Source organism: Streptomyces sp. NPDC111628 (assembly GCF_055635195.1).
The window spans coordinates 602,404-621,746 of record NZ_JBVKBZ010000001.1 but is presented as its reverse complement, the minus strand read 5'-3'; the positions used below and the strand labels follow the sequence as shown (position 1 = coordinate 621,746).

The window sequence follows — 19,343 nt, the reverse complement described above, 5'->3', positions numbered from 1 at the left end:
CCACCGCGGGTGCCCGGCGGTCACAGACCCGTGACGCATGATGCCGCTTATCTCCCGTTTAGGTGCCGTTGCCGGAGCCGGAGGCGGCCGGGGAGGCGGGATCCGTCGTCGGCGGCGGTGTCGACGTCGGCGTGGCGGGCACCGAACTGGTCGGCGTACCGCCCCCGTCGTCGCCTCCGTCGGCGAACAGCGCGGCCGCCGTGACACCCGCGCCCGCCGCCGCGACGACCAGCAGCACCGCTATCAGCACGCTTCGCTTCACGCTCCGCCGCGCGCGCAGGGGCCGGCCGGTGGTGGCCTCCTGCGGTGTCGCGGGCGTACGGCCCGTGCTCAGGAAGGCGCGCAGCATCCGCTGGGCCGACGCCGCGTCCAGCCGCCGCCGCGGATCGCGTTCCAGCAGGCCCCGTACGACCGGCAGGAGCGGTCCGGCCTGCGCGGGCGGGCGGATCTCCTCGGTGACCACGGCGTGCAGGACACCGCCCAGCGAGTCGCGGTGGAAGGGGGACGCGCCGCTGAGGACCGCGCACAGCAGCACGCCCAGCGACCACAGGTCGGACTCGGGCCCCGTCCCGGCCCCGGACATCCGCTCCGGCGCGGTGTACTCGGGGGAACCGACGAAGGAACCGCTCTCGGTGAGCGTGGTGGCGCCCGCGACCTGGGCCACCCCGAAGTCGGTGAGGACGACCCGGCCGTCCTCGGCGACCAGCACGTTCGACGGCTTCACGTCCCGGTGCAGGATCCCGGACGCGTGGGCCGTGTCCAGGGCGTCGAGCAGGGCGACGCCGATGCGGGCCGCCTCGACGGCGTCGACCGGACCGCGCGCGAGGACGCGGTCGGCGAGCGAGCCGCCGTCGACCAGTTCCATGACCATGTACGCGCGTTCGTCGTCCTCGACCACGTCGTGCACGACGATGACGTGCGGATGCCGCAGCTGCGCGACCGCGCGGGCCTCGCGCAGGGTGCGCTCACGGCGCCGTCGGGCCTCGGCCGCGGAGAGGGTCTCGTCGAGGGGGAGGGCCTTCACGGCCACTTCGCGGGCGAGCAGTTGGTCGGTGGCCCGCCACACGATGCCCATGCCGCCGCGGCCGAGCCGCTCATGGAGCCGGTAACGGCCCGCGATGACACGCCCGCCCGCCCCCTCGGTCACCATGCGCCCCATCATGCCCCACCGGACGCACCGGCTCCGGGCCGCTGTCACCCGGGTGGCCGACAACCGACGGGCGTGCGGACGGCGTCGCGACGGGGGCGTGGCTCAGCCGGTCTTCTCCTGCCAGCTCTGCAGCACCGCCTTGAACCGCCGTTGCGTGGCCGGCCAGTCGCCCGCCGGTCCCGTCATGTTGAGGGCGTACTCGACGCCGTCGCGGGACATGTACATCTGCGACACGGCGCGGCGCGGGCCGGGGAACTCGGTGTCCTTCGCCAGCGCGGTCCAGGTGTACTCCCACCGGGCGCTGTCGCGGTCGCGGTAGCCGGCGCGTTCGAGCTTGACGCGCCGGTAGTCGACGAGCCGCTGGAGCAGTTGGGCGTCCAGGTCCTGCTGGTGCGCGTACGGGTCGTTGTAGTCGGGAGCGGTGTCGACGGATATGCGCAGGACGTGTTTGCCGCCGTCGGGGGTGTAGTCGATCTGCCGGAGTTCGGCGCTGTCGCCGTCGAAGTCCCTCCGCTGCCAGTTCTCGGGCAGGTAGAGGCTGAAACCCAGCGGGTCGTCGCGGCGTGTCCAGTCGGCCGGGACGGACCCGCCGGGGCCCTTGCCGGTCGTGGCGGAGGCGGAGGGGGAAGGAGCGGCCGAACCGGACGGCCCCTGGGTGGGGTCGGCGACGGCCGACGAGCCGCCCTCGTCGCGCTGTTGCAGCACCACGGCGGTACCCGCGCCGATCAGCGCGGCGACGGTGACGACCAGGGCGAGCGTGCGCATGCGGACCCGCCGTGCGCGTCCGGGAGCGGCGCCGCCCGCAGCCGGGGCCGACGCGTAGCCCGGCGCGGTGTGCCCGGTCGGGGTGTGACCCATCGGGGTGTGACCGGTCGGCGCGTGGCCGACCGCCGTGGGGCCGGTCGTCGGCGGGTACGGCGTGGCGCCGGTCCCGCCGGTCTGCTGGTACGGCGTGGCGCCGGTCCCGCCGGCCGGACCCGGTGCGCCCGGCATGCCGAGCGTCCCCGGAGCCCCGGGCATCCCCGGTGTCCCGGGAGCGGCCGGCATCCCCTGGACGGCCGTGTCGCCCGCGCGCGGCGGCCCCGCGTACTGGGTGGTCGGCACGTAGGCCTGGGCCGCGTCCGGGCGTCGCCCCTCGGCAGCCTGGGCGAGCAGGTGCTCGGCCTCGGTCGCGTCGGGACGCCCGGCCGGGTCCTTGCGCAGCAGGGCGCTGATGACGGGCGCGAGCGCACCGGCGTACCGGGGCTCGGTGGCCTCCTCCTCGACGACCGCCTGCATGGTGGTCAGCGGTGAGGTGCGGCGGAACGGCGACCTGCCCTCCACCGCCGTGTACAGCGTCGCGCCGAGCGCCCACAGGTCGGAGGAGGGCCCGGGGTCGTGGCCGCGGACGCGCTCGGGCGCGAGGTAGTCGACGGAGCCGACGACCTCTCCGGTCCTGGTGATGGTGGAGTCGCCCTCGATCTGCGCGATGCCGAAGTCCGTGAGCAGGACCCGGCCGTCGTCGGCGAGCAGCACGTTGCCCGGTTTGACGTCGCGGTGCAGGACCCCGGCGGTGTGCGCGGCGCGCAGGGCACGCAGCACCCACAGGCCGATGCGGGCCGCCTCCCGCGGGTCGACCCGCTCCTCCTCCTTGACGGCGTCGGCCAGCGAGCGGCCCTCCACCAGCTCCATCACGATCCACGGCCGGCCGTCGTGTTCGAGTACGTCGTGCACGGTGACGACGGCCGAGTGGTTGATCCGTGCCGCCGCGCGCGCCTCGCCCCGGGTGCGTGCCAGGAGGATGGCCTGGTCGCTCTCGGAGACGTAGAGCGCGGCGGTCAACTCCTTGATGGCGACGGTCCGGTGCAGCACCTCGTCGTGTGCGCGCCACACCCGGCCCATGCCGCCGCTGCCGATGGCTTCCCCGAGCCGGTAACGTCCCGCGACGAGCCGGCCCTGCATCTGATTCACGTTGCCCCGCAATGGTCTTGTCAGGGTCAGACTAGGGACCGGCCCCCGCCCGGGGAACGGGTGGGGTGGCATGGAAACCGCTCTGTGACGGTTGTCGCTTTCCGTGACAGGAGGCAACCATCGGGCCGAACTGCGTTCAGCGCGTGTACTGGTAGGTGGCCGAGGCCTGCTCGAACAGCCGGGTCACCTCGTCACGCTCCGCCTCCGGGCCGCGGACCTGCACCACGTGGTAGCGGCCGTCGATGAGGATGGCGACGTTGCGCACGTACAGCTCGCCGCCGGCGCCGGTCCAGGTGAACTGCCCCTCCGCCATGGTCCGTCCGCCGACCTCGATGGTCTTCAGGCCGCTGGAGGTGGCCCAGCTGGAGGCGCGGTACGAGGCCAACTCCGGTTCGCTGTCGCGCTGGTAGGTCATCGGGTCGTCGCCGAACTCCGAGGCGCGGTCGCGGCCCGGCACGACGATCAGCTCGAAGTCGCCCTTGCCGTAGACGACCTGGCCGCTGCCGTTGCGGGGCGTGCGGTTCCAGCCCTCGGCGACGGCGACGCGGAAGCCCTCGGCGTCCTTGCGCAGGGTGAATCCGTCGGCGACGTTGGACTGGGGCTCGGTGGAGCCGCCCGCCGTCCGCGAGGCGTCGGGGTCGGGTTCCGGGGAGGTCCGGTCCGGCCGGGGCTCGCCTTCGGCGTCCGGTGACTTCGCGGGCGGTGCCTGGCTCGCCTCGCCGGCGGCGCCGGTGCGGTCGGCGGCCCCGGCCCCGCTCGTGTCGCTCTTCGGCATGAAGAACATGGCGTAGGCGACCGCCCCGGCCATCGCCAGCAGTATCAGCAGGAGCAGGGTCCGGCCGAGGCTGCGTGGCGAGCGGTCGGTCTCCGCCCTGCCCCGCTTGTGCCGTCCGTGGTGCGCGGGCAGTCCGGCGCGCCGCCTGCGCACCAGCTCGCCGCGGCGGCGCACGATGGGCAGCCGGCCGGTCTCGACGGGCGGCGCCGAGATGACGTGCAGACCCGCCTCCGGCTCGGGCGCGGACCGGACGAGGGAGCGCAGCCAGCCGCTCAGTTCCTCGAAGTCGATGCGTTCGGTGGGGTCCTGACGCAGCAGCGACTCCACGACCGGCCGGAGCGGTCCGCACTCCTCGGCGAACGCGGGCGGCTCCGCGCACACGATCTGCACCAGCTCGGCGGTCGACTCCTCCGGGTAGGGCGCGTGCCCCTGTACGGCACGGAAGAGCAGCGCGCCCAGGGCCCACAGGTCGGTGGCGGGGCCGATGGGCGCGGCCAGCTGCCAGTTCTCGTGCACGGGTCCGGCCTGTTCCGGCGCCCAGCGCTCGGTCACGGGCCCGACCACGGCCATCCGGGTCTGCCGGGCCCGCTCGGCGGCGAGCGCGGTGGCCGGACCTCGCCGTCCCGCTGCCCGGCCGGCCAGGTCGTCCCAGCCCGCGGCGGGCCCGGACCCGCCCTCCCGCACCGGGTCGGCCGCCCCGGAGGGTGCTGCTGCCCGCCACGGCCCGGCGGCGGCCTCGGAAGCGGCCTCGCGCGACCGGGCGGCGGACCCGGAGGCGGTCTCCCGCCACGGAGCGGCGGACCCCGCGGTGCCCTCCGTCCGCGCGCCGGTACCGGCCGCCGGTTCACCGGCCGGGCGGGGGGCGGGGAACGCCGGGTCGCCCGTGGGGCGTGCGGCGGAGGACGCCGGGTCACCTGGGGTACGGGGCGTGGCGCCGTGCCAGGCGGTGGTGCGTACGCCGTAGGGGTCCGTGATCTGCCCCGGAGGCACGGCGGCACCCGACGCGGCGGGGTCGCCGACGCTCTCCCCGTCCCATGGTGCGCCGGACGCGGCGTCGGGCCCTATGGCGTACGGAGCCTGGCCGGAACCGGCGGCGAAGGCCGCCCGGCCGCTTCCCGCGCCGGGCCGGGCGCCGCCGGGCGCCGTGCCGTGCGGCGACCGGCCGTCGGCGTCGTCGCCGTCGCCGTCGCCGTCGCCGTCACCGCCGTACGAGGTGCCGGGACCGGCGGCGAGGCCCTGGCGGCCGCCGCTCGTGCCGGGGCCACCGGCCCGCGTGGCGTCGTCGGGGGCGGGGCGGGCGCCCGGCAGGGCCGCACGGCCGTTCTGGGCCTCCTGGACGCGCGCCGCGGCCCTGGCTCCGGCGCGGTAGGCGGCGATCGCGCCGGCCCGGGCGGCGCGGGCGTCCGCGGCGGCGTCGAGCGAGGCGGGTGCGAGTCCGGCCGGGGCGGTGCCCGGCACCGGGGTCCCGGGCACCGGGAGCCCGCCGACGCCCCGCGCCTCGATGGCGGCCCGGCGGGCTGCCTCGGGGTCGGCGTCCCCCGGACCGAAGACCCCGGCGCGGGGGACGCCGCCGCCCGCACCGGAGGCTGCGTCGGGCTCGGGGGCGCCGTCCGGTTCGCCGTCGGGCGGCGGGGGCACCGGGTCGTACCCGCACAGCGCCTCCTCCGCCGCCCCGACCGCCAGGCCGGTCAGCATGACCCGCCCGTCGTCGCAGACGAGCACGGTGCGCGCGGTGATGTTGCGGTGCACCCAGCCGTACGAGTGCAGCACCCGCAGCGCCAGGAGGACGTCGGAGGCCACCTCGGCCGCCCGGTACGGCGTCAGGGTCTGTTCGGTGAGCAGCGCGGCCAGCGGCCTCGCGGCCACCAGCTCGCTGACGATCCACATCGAACCGCCCTCGGCGAAGACGTCGAAGACCTGGTCCAGGCGCGGATGGTCGGGCACCGCCGCCGCGGACTGCGCGGCCTCGACGGCACGCCGCACCACCGGGTCGGCCGGTCGCCCGGGTCCGCCGCCCGCGGCCGGGGACCGCCTGCCGGGGTGCCGGACACCGCCGTCCCGGGCGGTGAAGCCGTCGGGCAGACCGTCCGCGTCGAGCACCTCGGCCTCGACGACCTCCGGCAACGGCACCTGACGGACCAGGACTTCCTGGCCGCTGTAGGTGTCGAAGGCCCGGGTCTCGGTGAGTTCGTACTCGTCGGACGGCGGCAGGGGCAGGCGGTAGCGGTCGGCGAGTACCCGTCCCGCGTAGTCGTCCACGTCGCCACCCCCGGCAGCCGTCGGTCAATTCCGTTCGTCCGGCGGGCCGTTCCGGCTGCGTACGGTCCGCAACCACTCACGATACGTGCCGGAGGCAACCCGCAATGAGCTGATGCCAGATCTCGGGCGGCTCAAACCCGGGTCCCGCCGCCGCGGGTCCCGGGTCGCTCCGCTCAGGACTTGGGTTCGAAGGTCTTCGACAGGGTCCGCCAGGTGTCCCGGCGCAGATCGTCGCCCCAGTCGGCGGCCTTCGCGGTGTACATGAGCGCGTAGCCCTGGTGGTCGTTGACGACGAACCCGCGGTCGATGGTGCGGTACTTGGTGCCGCCGTCGGTGTAGGTGAACTCCCAGTCGGCCGCGTTCCAGTCCCGGTAGCCCACCTTCTCTATGCGGACCTTCTGGTAGTTCGAGCGGACCATGTACTGCTCCTGGCTCTTCCAGTCCGCGACGGGGTCGTCCTTGGGCGTGGAAGTCCAGGCGACCAGCAGTTTCTGCCCGCGGGGCCCGGTGAACCGGTCGCCCGAGGAGCCCTTGGAGGCGAACTTCCAGCCCTCGGGCAGTCCGATGCGGTAGCCCTGGCCGCCCTTATGGGTGGCGGCCACGTCCTCGTCGTCCTCGGACTTCCCGGCGTCGTCCGACGCGCCGTCGGTCTTGCCGGACGCGCTCGCTCCGGTGTCCGGGGCGCCGGTCGGGTCCCCGTTCGTCGCGGGGTCGGAGGCGGAGCCGTCGGTCCCCGTGCCGCTCTCCCCGTCCTGCTTGGTGTCGCCGCTCGCACCGGCGGAAGCCACGGCCTTGCCGCCGCTGCCGCCCTCGGCGCCCTGGTCGTCGTCGCCACCGCCGAGCGTGAGCGCCAGCACGGTGCCGAGCACGGCCAGCGCCACGACCACCGCGATGATGATCAGCGTCCGGCGCGGCACCACGTCGGTGAGCGGGGCACGGGGCACGGGCCGGGCGGGCAGGTCCGGCGGCGGTACGACGGGCCAGCCGGAGCTTCGCGCCTCCCCGGCCGCGTTCGCCGCACCGGCCCCCGTGCCGACGGCACCGGGACGCGTGCCCGCACTCGCGCCCGCGCCGGGTCCCGAGGCCGATCCCGCCCTCGGTGCCGGCGGCGCGGCGGCCGTCCCGGCGGTCCCGTGGGCGGCGGTTCCGTGGGCGGTGGACCCGTGAGCTGGGGACCCATGAGCGGTGGACCCGTGGGCGGTGGCCCCGTGGGCGGTGGGCGTCCCCGCGGTTCCCGCCGCGTTCCGGCCGCCGTCGCCGGGCTTGGCCCGCGAGGCGGCCGCGGCGCCCGCCGCACCGGCCCCGACGGCGGCCTTGCGCACCGAACGCAGCGCTCCGCGGAGCTTCTCCCCGGCCTCCTCGCCCAGCTTGCCGCCGGAGCCCTGGGAGCCTCCGCCGCGGCGCCTGCGGCCGTCCGGCTGCGGGGGCAGCGGCACGACCTTGGTAGCGTCGACCGGTTCGGTCCCGGCCGCCTGCTCGGGCGCGTGGATGACCTTGTTGAGCATCGCGCGGGCGCCCGCGTCGTCGAGCCGCTGGTCGGGGTCCTTGGTGAGCAGCCCGTAGATGACGTCCCGCAGCGGGCCGGCGTTCTTCGGCTCCTCCAGGTTCTCCGTCATCACCGCGGTGAGCGTCGCGATGGCCGAGCCCCGGTCGTAGGGCGGGGTGCCCTCGACGGCGGCGTACAGCAGTCCGCCCAGCGACCACAGGTCGGCGGCCGGGCCCGGCTTGTGGCCGCGGGCGCGCTCGGGGGAGATGTAGGAGGGGGCGCCGACGAGCATGCCGGTGGAGGTGATGGAGGGGTCGCCTTCGACCTGGGCGATGCCGAAGTCGGTGAGCACGACACGGCCGTCCTCGGCGATCAGCACGTTGGACGGCTTCACGTCGCGGTGCAGGATGCCCTCGCGGTGCGCGGAGCGCAGCACGTCCAGGACGGCCAGGCCGACCTCGGCGGCACGCTTCGGCTCCAGCAGTCCGTCCTCACGGATGGCCTCGGCGAGCGACTTGCCCTCGACCAGTTCCATCACGATCCACGGCCGGTCGTCCTCCTCGACCACGTCGTAGACCGTGACGGCGCTGTTGTTGCGGATCCGCGCGATCGCCTTGGCCTCACGCAGCGTGCGCGTGATCAGGCGCCGCTTCTCCTCCTCGTCGATGTTCCCCGGGAACCGCAGCTCCTTGACGGCGACCGTGCGTCCGAGGGTCTCGTCCTCCGCCCGCCACACCGTCCCCATGCCGCCGCGGCCGAGCACGTCTCCCAGCCGGTACCGCCCGGCGAGGAGACGTGCGCTCTTGTCCGTACGGGATGTCCCCGCCCGCTCCGCCTCCGACATGCGTCCCCTCATGCAACCCGCCCTGACAGAGCCTTCATTGTCCCTCACCCGACAAGTGCTCTACGCCCAGGGTGCCCGCAGGGTTCCCGCCCGCCCTCCTTACCTCGCCGCGATGTCCGGCGCCCCCAGCCGCGCCGCGTCGGCCGTCAGGTCGTCCGGCTGGCGCTGCGACTCCCGCTCGGCCTCGACCCGCTTCTCGTAGTGCTGGATCTCCCGGTCGACCTGGCCCTTGTCCCAGCCGAGCACCGGCGCCATCAGCTCGGCGGCCTCGCGGGCGCAGCGCGTGCCCCGGTCGAAGGTCTCGATGGAGATGCGGGTGCGCCGGGTGAGTACGTCGTCCAGGTGCCGCGCGCCCTCGTGCGAGGCGGCGTAGACGACCTCGGCGCGCAGGTAGTCGTCGGCGCCGGTGAGCGGCTCGCCCAGGGAGGGGTCGGCGGCGACGAGTTCGAGCAGTTCCTCCGTCAGCGAGCCGTAGCGGTTGAGGAGATGTTCGACGCGTACGACGTGCAGTCCGGTGCGGGCGGCGATCCGGGCCCGCGCGTTCCACTGCGCGTGGTAGCCCTCGGCGCCGAGCAGCGGGGTCTCCTCGGTGACGCAGTCGGCGACCCGCAGGTCCAGCCCGTGCACGGCCTCGTCCACGGCGTCCTTGGCCATCACCCGGTACGTCGTGTACTTGCCGCCCGCCACGACGACCAGGCCGGGCACCGGGTGGGCGACGGTGTGCTCGCGCGACAGCTTGCTGGTGGCGTCCGACTCGCCGGCCAGCAGCGGGCGCAGCCCGGCGTACACGCCCTCGACGTCGTCGCGGGTGAGGGGCACCGACAGCACGGAGTTGACGTGTTCCAGCAGGTAGTCGATGTCGGCGCTGGAGGCGGCCGGGTGGGCCTTGTCCAGGTCCCAGTCGGTGTCCGTGGTGCCGATGATCCAGTGCCGGCCCCAGGGGATGACGAACAGCACGGACTTCTCGGTGCGCAGGATCAGGCCGGTGCTGGAGTGGATGCGGTCCTTGGGCACGACCAGGTGGATGCCCTTGGAGGCCCGGACGTGGAACTGGCCGCGCTCGCCGACCATCGCCTGGGTGTCGTCGGTCCACACCCCGGTCGCGTTCACCACCTGCTTGGCGCGGACCTCGTACTCGCCGCCCGCCTCGACGTCCTGCACCCGGGCGCCGACCACCCGTTCGCCCTCGCGCAGGAAGGAGGTGACCCGCGCGCGGTTGGCGACCTTGCCGCCGTACGCCGCCGCGGTGCGCACCAGCGTGGCCACGAAGCGGGCGTCGTCCATCTGGGCGTCGTAGTACTGCAACGCGCCGACGAGCGCGTCCTTCTTCAGCGCGGGTGCCACGCGCAGGGCGTGACGGCGGCTCAGGTGCCGGTGCAGCGGCAGGCCACGGCCGTGACCGCGGGCCATGGACATGGCGTCGTAGAGCGCGACGCCCGAGCCCGCGTACAGCCGCTCCCACCCCTTGTGCTGGAGCGGGTACAGGAACGGCACCGGCTTCACCAGGTGCGGCGCCAGCCGTTCGAGCAGCAGTCCGCGCTCCTTCAGCGCCTCCCGCACGAGCACGAAGTCGAGCATCTCCAGATAGCGCAGGCCGCCGTGGATCAGCTTGCTGGACCTGCTGGAGGTGCCCGAGGCCCAGTCCCGGGCCTCCACCAGGCCCACGGACAGACCGCGCGTCACGGCGTCGAGCGCGGTGCCCGCACCGACCACGCCGGCGCCCACCACCAGCACGTCGAGCTCGCGCTCGGCCATGGCCGCGAGCGACTCGGCGCGCTGCGCCGGCCCAAGGGTCGCTGTCCTCACTGCTGCCTCCCGCTGTCGGTCGCGTCGGCCGCACCCGTCGGGCGAGCCCGGTTCCTGGTACCCACCATGCCCAGATTCTGACCAGCCTGCCCGACTTCGGCAGCCGCAGGCCCGAACCTGTGGACAACTTGCCCACGGGCCCTTACCGGCAGGCACCGCGCCGTCGACACTCGCCGAAACTCCGCAGATCAATACCGCAAATCGGTCATATTTACTCCTAGTCTGACGTTGTGCTCGCCCGTCCTGTCCACCGGGCTTGCGCACCTGTCCCGCTTCGGCTACTGGGAAGGACGGCCCACGCCATGCCCGCAGATCTCGCCGTCATCGGACTCGGCCCGTACGGCCTGCCGCTGGCCCAGGCCGCCGTCGCCGCCGGCATCCCCACCCTCGGCTACCGCACGGGACCCGAGGCCGACCCGCTCACCCCCGCCGAGGTGCGCCGGATGCTCGCCACGGGCTTCCGCACCCCGAGCGGACCGGCCGGACCGGCCGAGCTGGGCCGGGTCCGCACCGCCGTCATCTGCGCGCCCACTCCGCCGGGCGCGGACGGCGGCCTGGACCTCACCCAGGTGGAGGCCGCGGCCCGCACCCTCGCCGCCCACATGCGCCCGCACACCACCGTCGTCCTGGAGTCGCCGGTACGGCCCGGCACGACCGAGGACTTCCTGCGCCCGCTCCTGGAGCAGGGCTCGGGGCTGCGCGCCGGCCGCGACTTCCACCTCGCCTACTCCCCCAGCCGCGTCGACCCCGGCAACCGCGACTTCACCCCGGCCAACACGCCGAAGGTCATCGGCGGCCTCACCCCCGCCTGCACGGAGTCGGCCGCCGCCTTCTACAGCCGCCTCACGGACAAGGTGGTCCGCGCGCGGGGCCCGCGGGAGGCGGAGACGGTGCAGCTCCTGGAAACCAACTTCCGGCACGTGAACATCGCCCTGGTCAACGAGATGGCCGTGCTCTGCGACGACCTCGGCGTCGACCTGTGGGACGTCCTGCGCTGCGCGGAGACCAAACCCTTCGGCTTCCAGGCCTTCCGCCCCGGTCCCGGCGTCGGCGGCCACTCCGTCGCCCAGGACCTCACCGGCCGGGCCCCGCACAGCCTGCGCATGGTGGAGCTGGCCCAGCAGGTCAACGCCCAGATGCCCCGCTACGTCGTCCAGCGCGCCGCCGCCCTGCTCAACGAGCACGGCAAGTCCGCGCGCGGCGCCCGCATCCTCCTGCTCGGCGTCACCTACAAGGCCGACCTCGCCGACCAGCAGGCCACCCCGGCCGAGGAGATCGCGACCCGCCTGATGTCGATGGGCGCCGCCGTGAGCTACCACGACCCGCACATCCCGTCCTGGAACGTCGCCGACCGCCCCGTCCCCCGCGCCGACTCCCTCTACGAGGCCGCCGCCGACGCCGACCTCACGATCCTCCTCCAGCAGCACCGCACGTACGACCTCCAGGGCCTCTCAGTCAAGGCCCAGCTCCTTCTGGACACCCGGGGCGCCACACCGACGGGGGCGGCGCACCGGTTGTGAGCCGGGGGCGCACGGGGGTGACCGTGCCACGGGGTTGGTGGTGGGAGGGCGGCTGCGCCGGTACGGTGGGGAGCGGATGGCGCCCTCCGCAGGGATGTGCGGCCGGTTACGGGTGTCCGCCCCTATGTCTTCTAGGGACGGCCGCTCACCATCCGCAAAGGGTGGAGCCCACCGCAGCCGGATACTGAGGCAGGCTCCAGAGAAGTGAACGGAGTGTCCACCCCTACGTCTTATAGGGGTGGCCGCTCACTTCCCGTAAATCCGCAGGATCCACCTCCTCCGGAACTTCACCATCCGCAGACGGATCCGGTCCCAGCGGGTGGGCTTGCGGTGACGGCCCATGGCGCGCCCCCTTCCACGATGCCGCCCATATCCCGGTGAGGCGGTCCGTCTGGAATTCGGGCCGGGCCCCGAGGAGCGGGGTCCGGAACGGTTCCTTGGAAGGGGGCGCCCCGAAGACGGGGTCGCCGAGCAGGGACATTACCGATCCGGCACGGCCCTCCCCCGCGTATTCGCCCCGAACACCACCGCACGCCCCCGCGCCGCGTCACGCGCCCCCTCAAGAGCCCCCGAGCACGCGAAAGGGGCCGGTCACCCCACCAGGTGACCGGCCCCTTCACATGCCGTGGCGACTACCGCCGGTGCTGCGAGTCCGCGACCGTGACCTCGACGCGCTGGAACTCCTTCAGCTCGCTGTAGCCGGTGGTGGCCATGGCGCGGCGCAGGGCGCCGAAGAAGTTCATCGAGCCGTCGGGGTTGCGGGACGGGCCGGTGAGGATCTCCTCGATGGTGCCGACCGTGCCGAGGTCGACCTTCTTGCCGCGCGGCAGCTCCTCGTTGACGGCCTCCATGCCCCAGTGGTTGCCCTTGCCCGGCGCGTCGGTGGCGCGGGCCAGCGGGGAGCCCATCATTACGGAGTCGGCGCCGCAGGCGATGGCCTTGGGCAGGTCGCCGGACCAGCCGACGCCGCCGTCGGCGATGACGTGCACGTACCGGCCGCCGGACTCGTCCATGTAGTCCCGGCGGGCCGCGGCCACGTCGGCGACCGCGGTGGCCATGGGCACCTGGATGCCGAGCACGTTGCGCGTGGTGTGGGCGGCGCCGCCGCCGAAGCCGACCAGGACGCCTGCGGCGCCGGTGCGCATCAGGTGCAGGGCGGCGGTGTAGGTGGCGCAGCCGCCGACGATCACCGGGACGTCGAGCTCGTAGATGAACTGCTTCAGGTTCAGCGGCTCGTGCGAGCCGGAGACGTGCTCCGCGGAGACGGTGGTGCCGCGGATGACGAAGATGTCGACGCCCGCGTCCACGACGGCCTTGGAGAACTGGGCGGTGCGCTGCGGGGAAAGCGCGGCGGCGGTGACCACGCCCGAGTCGCGCACCTCCTTGATGCGCTGCCCGATCAGCTCCTCCTTGATGGGAGCCGCGTAGATCTCCTGGAGGCGGCGGGTCGCGTTGTCCGTGTCCAGCTCGGCGATCTCGTCGAGCAGCGGCTGCGGGTCCTCGTGCCGGGTCCAGAGCCCTTCCAGGTTGAGGACGCCGAGGCCGCCCAGCTCGCCGATGCGGATGGCGGTGGCCGGGGAGACGACCGAGTCCATGGGAGCGGCCAGGAACGGCAGCTCGAAGCGGTAGGCGTCGATCTGCCAGGCGATCGAGACCTCCTTCGGGTCCCGCGTACGGCGGCTGGGGACGACGGCGATGTCGTCGAAGGCGTACGCCCGGCGGCCGCGCTTGCCGCGCCCGATCTCGATCTCAGTCACGTCTGTGGCCTTTCCCTGATGCGTTGCAGCGCCTTCCAGTATCCCCGACGGGTGCGCCGGGGCACCGCGGAGGGCGGCCCCGGATGCTCCGGAGCCGCCCTCGGGAGGCTGCTGCCCGTGTGCTTGCTCGCTACGGCCGCTTACTTGCTGCGGCTGTAGTTCGGCGCCTCGACCGTCATCTGGATGTCGTGCGGGTGGCTCTCCTTGAGGCCCGCGGAGGTGATCCGGACGAAGCGGCCCTTGGACTCCATCTCCTCGATGGTGGCGGCGCCCACGTAGCCCATGGTCTGGCGCAGGCCGCCGACGAGCTGGTGCAGGACGTTGGCCAGCGGACCGCGGTAGGGCACCTGGCCCTCGATGCCCTCGGGGACGAGCTTGTCGTCGGAGGCGACCTCGGCCTGGAAGTACCGGTCCTTCGAGTACGACCGGCCCTGGCCGCGGGACTGCATGGCGCCCAGCGAGCCCATGCCGCGGTACGACTTGAACTGCTTGCCGTTGATGAACTGCAGCTCGCCCGGCGACTCCTCGCAGCCCGCCAGCAGGCTGCCCAGCATCACGGTGTCGGCACCGGCGGCGAGCGCCTTGCCGATGTCGCCGGAGTACTGGAGACCGCCGTCGCCGATCAGCGGCACTCCGGCGGCGCGGGCGGCGAGGGAGGCCTCGTAGATGGCGGTGACCTGCGGGACGCCGATGCCGGCGACAACGCGGGTCGTACAGATGGAGCCGGGGCCGACACCGACCTTGATGCCGTCGACACCGGCGTCGATCAGGGCCTGGGCGCCGTCGCGGGTGGCGACGTTGCCGCCGACGACGTCGACGCCGACGCTCGACTTGATCTTCGACATCCAGCTCAGCGCGTTGCTGTTGTGGCCGTGCGAGGTGTCGACGACGAGGAAGTCCACCCCGGCCTCGGCGAGGGCCTGGGCGCGGTCGAGGGCCTCGGGGCTGGCGCCGACGGCGGCGCCGACGAGCAGGCGGCCCTTCCCGTCCTTCGCGGCGTGCGGGTACTGCTCGGCCTTGACGAAGTCCTTGACCGTGATCAGGCCCTTGAGCACGCCGTCGCCGTCGACCAGCGGCAGCTTCTCGATCTTGTGGCGGCGCAGCAGCTCCATGGCGTCCACGCCGGAGATGCCGACCTGGCCGGTGACCAGCGGCATCGGCGTCATGACCTCGCGCACCTGCCGGGTGCGGTCGGTCTCGAAGGCCATGTCGCGGTTGGTGACGATGCCGAGCAGCTTGCCCGCGCCGTCGGTGACCGGGACTCCGCTGATGCGGAACTTGGCGCACAGGGCGTCGGCCTCGCCGAGGGTGGCGTCCGGGTGGATGGTGATGGGGTTGGCCACCATGCCGGACTCGGAGCGCTTCACCAGGTCGACCTGGTTGGCCTGGTCCTCGATGGACAGGTTGCGGTGCAGGACGCCGACGCCGCCCTGGCGGGCCATGGAGATGGCCATCCGGGACTCGGTCACCTTGTCCATGGCCGCGGAGAGCAGCGGGATGTTGACCCGCACGTTGCGGGAGATGCGGGACGAGGTGTCGACCGCGTTCGGAAGCACCGCGGAGGCGCCCGGCAGCAGCAGCACGTCGTCGTAGGTCAGCCCGAGTGTCGCGAATTTCTCGGGCACTCCGTCGACGTTGGCAGTCATGACACCTTCCCCAAATGGCCTTGATCGGTGCGGATGTCCATGCTAACGGGAAGTGGACGTGGCTCATTCCACGATCAAGGAAGCGTGCGACCTTCGTGCTTTTGTACGAGCGGGGCCGTCGCGCGGGTGGTCGTCCGAACTACTGCTCCGCCAGCGCCCGCAGCCGGCTCAGCGCCCGGTGCTGGGCGACCCGCACGGCACCCGGTGACATTCCCAACATCTGTCCGGTCTCCTCGGCCGTGAGCCCGACCGCGATGCGCAGCAGGAGCAGCTCGCGCTGATTCTCGGGCAGGTTGGCCAGCAGTTTCTTGGCCCAGGCGGCGTCGCTGTTGAGCAGCGCCCGCTCCTCGGGGCCCAGCGAGTCGTCCGGCCGCTCGGGCATCTCGTCGGACGGGACGGCCGTCGAGCCGGGGTGGCGCATCGCGGCGCGCTGGAGGTCGGCGACCTTGTGGGCGGCGATGGCGAAGACGAACGCCTCGAAGGGGCGTCCGGTGTCCTTGTAGCGCGGCAGCGCGAGCAGCACCGCGACGCAGACCTCCTGGGCAAGGTCCTCGACGAAGTGCCGGGCGTCGCCGGGCAGCCGGGACAGCCGCGTGCGGCAGTAGCGCAGCGCCAGGGGGTGGACATGGGCGAGCAGGTCGTGCGTGGCCTGCTCGTCCCCGTCCACGGCGCGGTGGACGAGCCCACCGACCGTCCCCTGGTCCGGGGGCGCATCGTCGTCACGCATCGGTCCATGGTGCCTTGCGGCCGTCCGATCCGTGGCTCCGTGCCCGTTGTTGTGCACCGAAGCGTTATGAGCAGGTGCGCCGGAACTCATCCCCTGCGCCCTCCCCTTCCGCTTGACCGACTCGTCCCCGAGGAACTCCACACCTCAAGGATGCGTCATCCGCGGCGAAACGAGGAGCGGGCACCCGGCGGGTCGCCTTGTCACCCCCGCTCACCTCGCGATAAGCGGGGATCGCCGACTTCCCGACGGGCCCTCTCGGACTCCCTCGCACGGGGGCTCCCCAGGACCTAGCGGACCAGGCCCCACCGGAAGCCGAGCGCCACGGCGTGTGCCCGGTCCGAGGCGCCGAGCTTCTTGAAGAGCCGACGGGCGTGGGTCTTGACGGTGTCCTCGGAGAGGAACAGCTCGCGGCCGATCTCCGCGTTGGAGCGGCCGTGGCTCATGCCCTCCAGGACCTGGATCTCCCGCGCGGTGAGCGTGGGCGCGGCGCCCATCTCGGCCGAGCGCAGCCGGCGCGGGGCGAGCCGCCAGGTCGGGTCGGCCAGGGCCTGGGTCACGGTGGCGCGCAGCTCGGCGCGCGAGGCGTCCTTGTGCAGATAGCCACGTGCACCGGCGGCGACCGCGAGGGCCACGCCGTCCAGGTCCTCGGCGACGGTGAGCATGATGATGCGCGCGCCGGGGTCGGCGGACAGCAGCCGCCGTACGGTCTCGACGCCGCCCAAACCGGGCATGCGCACGTCCATCAGAATCAGGTCCGAGCGGTCGGCTCCCCAGCGGCGGAGGACTTCCTCGCCGTTGGCGGCCGTCGTCACGCGCTCGACGCCGGGCACGGTCGCGACCGCGCGGCGGAGCGCCTCTCGGGCAAGCGGGGAGTCGTCGCAGACGAGGACGGAAGTCATGGCCGTCCTCCGCAGCTGATGCGCGTCACGTTGAGCCTCCAGGCTGGTACGAAATCGTCACCTGTGCGGTCGACCGTCCCGGACGCCCGCCCGAGCACTTGTTCCTTCAACCGCCTCCGCACTCTCAACGATGGTCACTCGAAAGAGTTACGGGGCTGTGTGTCGTCTTCGGCACTCTACGTGAGGGGCCAGCCACGCAGCAGACATGCGGCCGGGACCCGCGCCGTTTCATCACAAGCGGTGCCCCATTCAGCCGCTTTTCTTCCACTTCGCTGGTGTCTGCGGCTAGATTCGCAATGAGTCATATTTTCATCTCCTTAGATCGTAGTTGTACGGTCGTGGACACCGTATCCACCCATAACGGCTACAAGGGGTCACGCAATGGCAGATTTCTCCCGCCTTCCCGGACCGAACGCGGACCTGTGGGACTGGCAGCTCCTGGCTGCGTGCCGCGGGGTGGACAGCTCGCTCTTCTTCCATCCGGAAGGCGAACGCGGTGCGGCACGGAGTGCTCGCGAGAACTCGGCCAAGGAGGTGTGCATGAGGTGCCCGGTCCGCGCCGAGTGCGCGGCGCACGCGCTGGCGGTGCGTGAGCCGTACGGCGTGTGGGGCGGGCTGACCGAGGACGAGCGCGAAGAACTCATGGGACGGGCCCGCAACCGCCTGGTGGCGGCGACGGCATCGGCGTCGGCCGGCGGGGAGGCGGCCGCCCCTCACTGAAGGAACGTTTCTCTGAAAGGGCGCGACGACAAGCTCTCAAGGACCCCAGCAGGACTCCCCCGACGCGGTCAGCGCGCCGCCGACTGGCGCGCCCCCGCCCGGGCCAGCTCGTCCAGGGTGGCCGTCACCGCCGGCACCTGCGCCAGGTCGGGCAGCGTGAGGGCGACGATCTCCCGCCGCACGGCCGGCTCCAGCGTGACCGTCCGCACCCCCCTGGGCCGTACGGACTCGACGGCGAGCTGGGGCAGCACGGCCACGCCGAGGCCCGCGCCGACCAGGCCGACCACCGCCGGGTAGTCGTCGGTCGCGAAGTCGATGCGCGGAGTGAAACCGGCCCCCTCGCACACCTCGACCAACTGGCCGCGACAGCGCGGGCAGCCCGCGATCCAGGACTCCCGGGCCAGCTCCCCGATCGCCACGGACCCGACCCCTTCCGCACGGGCGAGCCGGTGCCCCTCGGGGACCAGCGCCACCAGCCGGTCGGTCAGCAGCGGCCGTACGACGAGGTCGTCCCACTCCTCGGCACCGGCCGCGCCCTCGTAGCGGAAGGCGAGCGCCACGTCGCAGTCGCCCTCGCGCAGCAGCTCGACGGACTTCGGCGGCTCGGACTCCTCCAGGGAGACCCGGGTGCCGGGGTGCGCGGCGCGCAGCGCGGCCAGGGCGGTCGGTACGAGGGTGGAGCTGCCGCTGGGGAAGGAGACCAGCCGGACCCGCCCGGCGCGCAGCCCGGCGATCGCGGCGACCTCCTCCTCGGCCGCCGTGAGCCCGGCGATGATCCCGGCGGCGTGCCGCACCAGCGCCTCTCCGGCCTGGGTCAGCCGCATCTCGCGCCCGGTGCGCACGAGCAGGGGGGTGCCGACGGAGGACTCCAGGGCCTTCATCTGCTGGCTGACGGCGGGCTGGGTGCAGCCCAGCTCGCGCCCCGCGGCGGAGAAGGAACCGGTGGATGCCACGGCGCGCAGCACGCGGAGATGACGAGCCTCGATCACACCCCCGAGGATAAGCGACCCTTTGACCGGACGCCGAATAATGCGTAGCCGCTTTGATCGCGCATGACCTACCGTTCCGGCATGCACCCTTCCGCCATGAGGCTCCTGTCCGTCAACCTGGGACGCGCGAAGGCGGTGCCGTACACGGACCAGCCCGAGGGCGTCACCGGCATCGACAAGCGGCCGGCCGACGGGCCCGTGCGGGTGGCGGTGCCCGGGTCGGCGGGCTTCGGGGCGAGCGGCCTGGCCGGCGACACCGTCTGCGACACGCGGCACCACGGCGGCGACGAGCAGGCGGTCTACGCGATGGCGCGCGAGGACCTGGACGACTGGGAGCGCGCCCTGGGCCGCGCGCTGCCGAACGGCTCGTTCGGGGAGAACCTCACCACCACGGGCCTGGACCTCGCCGGGGCCCTCATCGGCGAGCGCTGGCGGGTCGGTCCCGAGGTGCTCCTCGAGGTGACGTCCGGGCGCATCCCCTGCCGCACCTTCCAGGGCCACATGGGTGAACAGCGCTGGGTGAAGCGCTTCACGGAGAAGGGTGCGCCGGGCGCCTACTTCCGCGTCCTCGAGGCCGGTGAGATCCGGGCGGGCGATCCGGTGCGGATCGTGCACCGGCCCGCGCACGAGGTGACGGTGGCCCTGCAGTTCCGCGCGGTGACGACCCAGCGGGACCTGCTTCCCCGGCTGCTCGCGGCGGGCGACGCGCTGCACCCGGAGGCGCTGGCCTCCGCGCGGAAGTACGTGGCGCAGTACGGCGCCGCGGCGAAGCGGACGGGCTCGGTCCGCGGCCATCGCCCCGCGCCCTAACCTTG

Annotated in this window: 13 protein-coding genes; 3 read left to right on the top strand and 10 right to left on the bottom strand. The window is 73.5% G+C overall.

Annotation, left to right across the window (positions count from 1 at the left end; all coding sequences use genetic code 11):
- Positions 1–58: 58 nt before the first annotated feature.
- The 5 genes from ACZ7MF_RS03070 to ACZ7MF_RS03050 all read right to left on the bottom strand — a co-directional run bounded on the left by ACZ7MF_RS03070 (position 59) and on the right by ACZ7MF_RS03050 (position 10,270).
- The gene (locus ACZ7MF_RS03070) at positions 59–1,159 is read right to left on the bottom strand and encodes a serine/threonine-protein kinase (protein ID WP_471475176.1); all 1,101 of its coding nucleotides are present in this window, start codon (positions 1,157–1,159) and stop codon (positions 59–61) included.
- A gap of 93 nt (positions 1,160–1,252) precedes the next feature.
- Positions 1,253–3,091 (bottom strand): serine/threonine-protein kinase, encoded by a 1,839-nt coding sequence (locus ACZ7MF_RS03065; protein ID WP_471474144.1) that lies wholly within the window; start codon positions 3,089–3,091, stop codon positions 1,253–1,255.
- 145 nt (positions 3,092–3,236) lie between these two features.
- Entirely contained in the window at positions 3,237–6,134 is a 2,898-nt protein-coding gene (locus ACZ7MF_RS03060; protein ID WP_471474143.1) for a protein kinase, read from the bottom strand.
- A 173-nt stretch (positions 6,135–6,307) separates the two neighbouring features.
- Positions 6,308–8,464 (bottom strand): serine/threonine-protein kinase, encoded by a 2,157-nt coding sequence (locus tag ACZ7MF_RS03055; protein ID WP_471475174.1) that lies wholly within the window; start codon positions 8,462–8,464, stop codon positions 6,308–6,310.
- A 99-nt stretch (positions 8,465–8,563) separates the two neighbouring features.
- Positions 8,564–10,270, bottom strand: coding sequence for a glycerol-3-phosphate dehydrogenase/oxidase (locus ACZ7MF_RS03050; protein WP_471474142.1), 1,707 nt, complete (start codon positions 10,268–10,270; stop codon positions 8,564–8,566).
- A gap of 302 nt (positions 10,271–10,572) precedes the next feature.
- Between ACZ7MF_RS03050 and ACZ7MF_RS03045 the strand changes: the two genes are divergently transcribed.
- On the top strand, positions 10,573–11,790 hold the full coding sequence (locus ACZ7MF_RS03045; protein WP_471474140.1) for a nucleotide sugar dehydrogenase: 1,218 nt from the start codon (positions 10,573–10,575) through the stop codon (positions 11,788–11,790).
- 632 nt (positions 11,791–12,422) lie between these two features.
- On the opposite strand, the gene ACZ7MF_RS03040 is transcribed toward ACZ7MF_RS03045, so the two are convergent.
- From ACZ7MF_RS03040 to ACZ7MF_RS03025, 4 genes are all read right to left on the bottom strand, one after another.
- Positions 12,423–13,547 carry a GuaB3 family IMP dehydrogenase-related protein gene (locus tag ACZ7MF_RS03040; protein ID WP_052839813.1) on the bottom strand — a complete coding sequence of 375 codons (1,125 nt, stop codon included), beginning with the start codon at positions 13,545–13,547 and terminating at the stop codon, positions 12,423–12,425.
- Positions 13,548–13,687: 140 nt separating this feature from the next.
- Complete coding sequence (guaB, locus tag ACZ7MF_RS03035) at positions 13,688–15,193, bottom strand: IMP dehydrogenase (RefSeq protein WP_076975886.1); 1,506 nt, start codon at positions 15,191–15,193, stop codon at positions 13,688–13,690.
- A gap of 139 nt (positions 15,194–15,332) precedes the next feature.
- On the bottom strand, positions 15,333–15,920 hold the full coding sequence (locus ACZ7MF_RS03030; protein ID WP_003974204.1) for a sigma-70 family RNA polymerase sigma factor: 588 nt from the start codon (positions 15,918–15,920) through the stop codon (positions 15,333–15,335).
- A 287-nt stretch (positions 15,921–16,207) separates the two neighbouring features.
- Positions 16,208–16,819: a response regulator transcription factor gene (locus ACZ7MF_RS03025; protein ID WP_003948568.1), complete on the bottom strand. Its 612-nt coding sequence runs from the start codon at positions 16,817–16,819 to the stop codon at positions 16,208–16,210.
- Between the two features lie 381 nt (positions 16,820–17,200).
- Between ACZ7MF_RS03025 and ACZ7MF_RS03020 the strand changes: the two genes are divergently transcribed.
- Entirely contained in the window at positions 17,201–17,539 is a 339-nt protein-coding gene (locus tag ACZ7MF_RS03020) for a WhiB family transcriptional regulator (RefSeq protein ID WP_029394253.1), read from the top strand.
- A gap of 68 nt (positions 17,540–17,607) precedes the next feature.
- Here the strand turns inward: ACZ7MF_RS03020 and ACZ7MF_RS03015 are convergent, their stop codons facing one another.
- Positions 17,608–18,528, bottom strand: coding sequence for a LysR family transcriptional regulator (locus tag ACZ7MF_RS03015; RefSeq protein WP_471474139.1), 921 nt, complete (start codon positions 18,526–18,528; stop codon positions 17,608–17,610).
- A gap of 96 nt (positions 18,529–18,624) precedes the next feature.
- Between ACZ7MF_RS03015 and ACZ7MF_RS03010 the strand changes: the two genes are divergently transcribed.
- Entirely contained in the window at positions 18,625–19,338 is a 714-nt protein-coding gene (locus ACZ7MF_RS03010; RefSeq protein ID WP_471474137.1) for an MOSC domain-containing protein, read from the top strand.
- Positions 19,339–19,343 lie beyond the last annotated feature (5 nt).

Bases quoted from the DNA above. Each gene is read 5' to 3' on its own strand.
- ACZ7MF_RS03045 (WP_471474140.1), top strand. From the start codon at position 10,573: ATGCCCGCAGATCTCGCCGTCATCGGACTCGGCCCGTACGGCCTGCCG.
- guaB (WP_076975886.1), bottom strand. From the start codon at position 15,193: ATGACTGCCAACGTCGACGGAGTGCCCGAGAAATTCGCGACACTCGGG.
- ACZ7MF_RS03030 (WP_003974204.1), bottom strand. From the start codon at position 15,920: ATGCGTGACGACGATGCGCCCCCGGACCAGGGGACGGTCGGTGGGCTC.
- ACZ7MF_RS03065 (WP_471474144.1), bottom strand. From the start codon at position 3,091: ATGCAGGGCCGGCTCGTCGCGGGACGTTACCGGCTCGGGGAAGCCATC.
- ACZ7MF_RS03055 (WP_471475174.1), bottom strand. From the start codon at position 8,464: ATGTCGGAGGCGGAGCGGGCGGGGACATCCCGTACGGACAAGAGCGCA.
- ACZ7MF_RS03025 (WP_003948568.1), bottom strand. From the start codon at position 16,819: ATGACTTCCGTCCTCGTCTGCGACGACTCCCCGCTTGCCCGAGAGGCG.
- ACZ7MF_RS03070 (WP_471475176.1), bottom strand. From the start codon at position 1,159: ATGGGGCGCATGGTGACCGAGGGGGCGGGCGGGCGTGTCATCGCGGGC.
- ACZ7MF_RS03020 (WP_029394253.1), top strand. From the start codon at position 17,201: ATGGCAGATTTCTCCCGCCTTCCCGGACCGAACGCGGACCTGTGGGAC.
- ACZ7MF_RS03010 (WP_471474137.1), top strand. From the start codon at position 18,625: ATGAGGCTCCTGTCCGTCAACCTGGGACGCGCGAAGGCGGTGCCGTAC.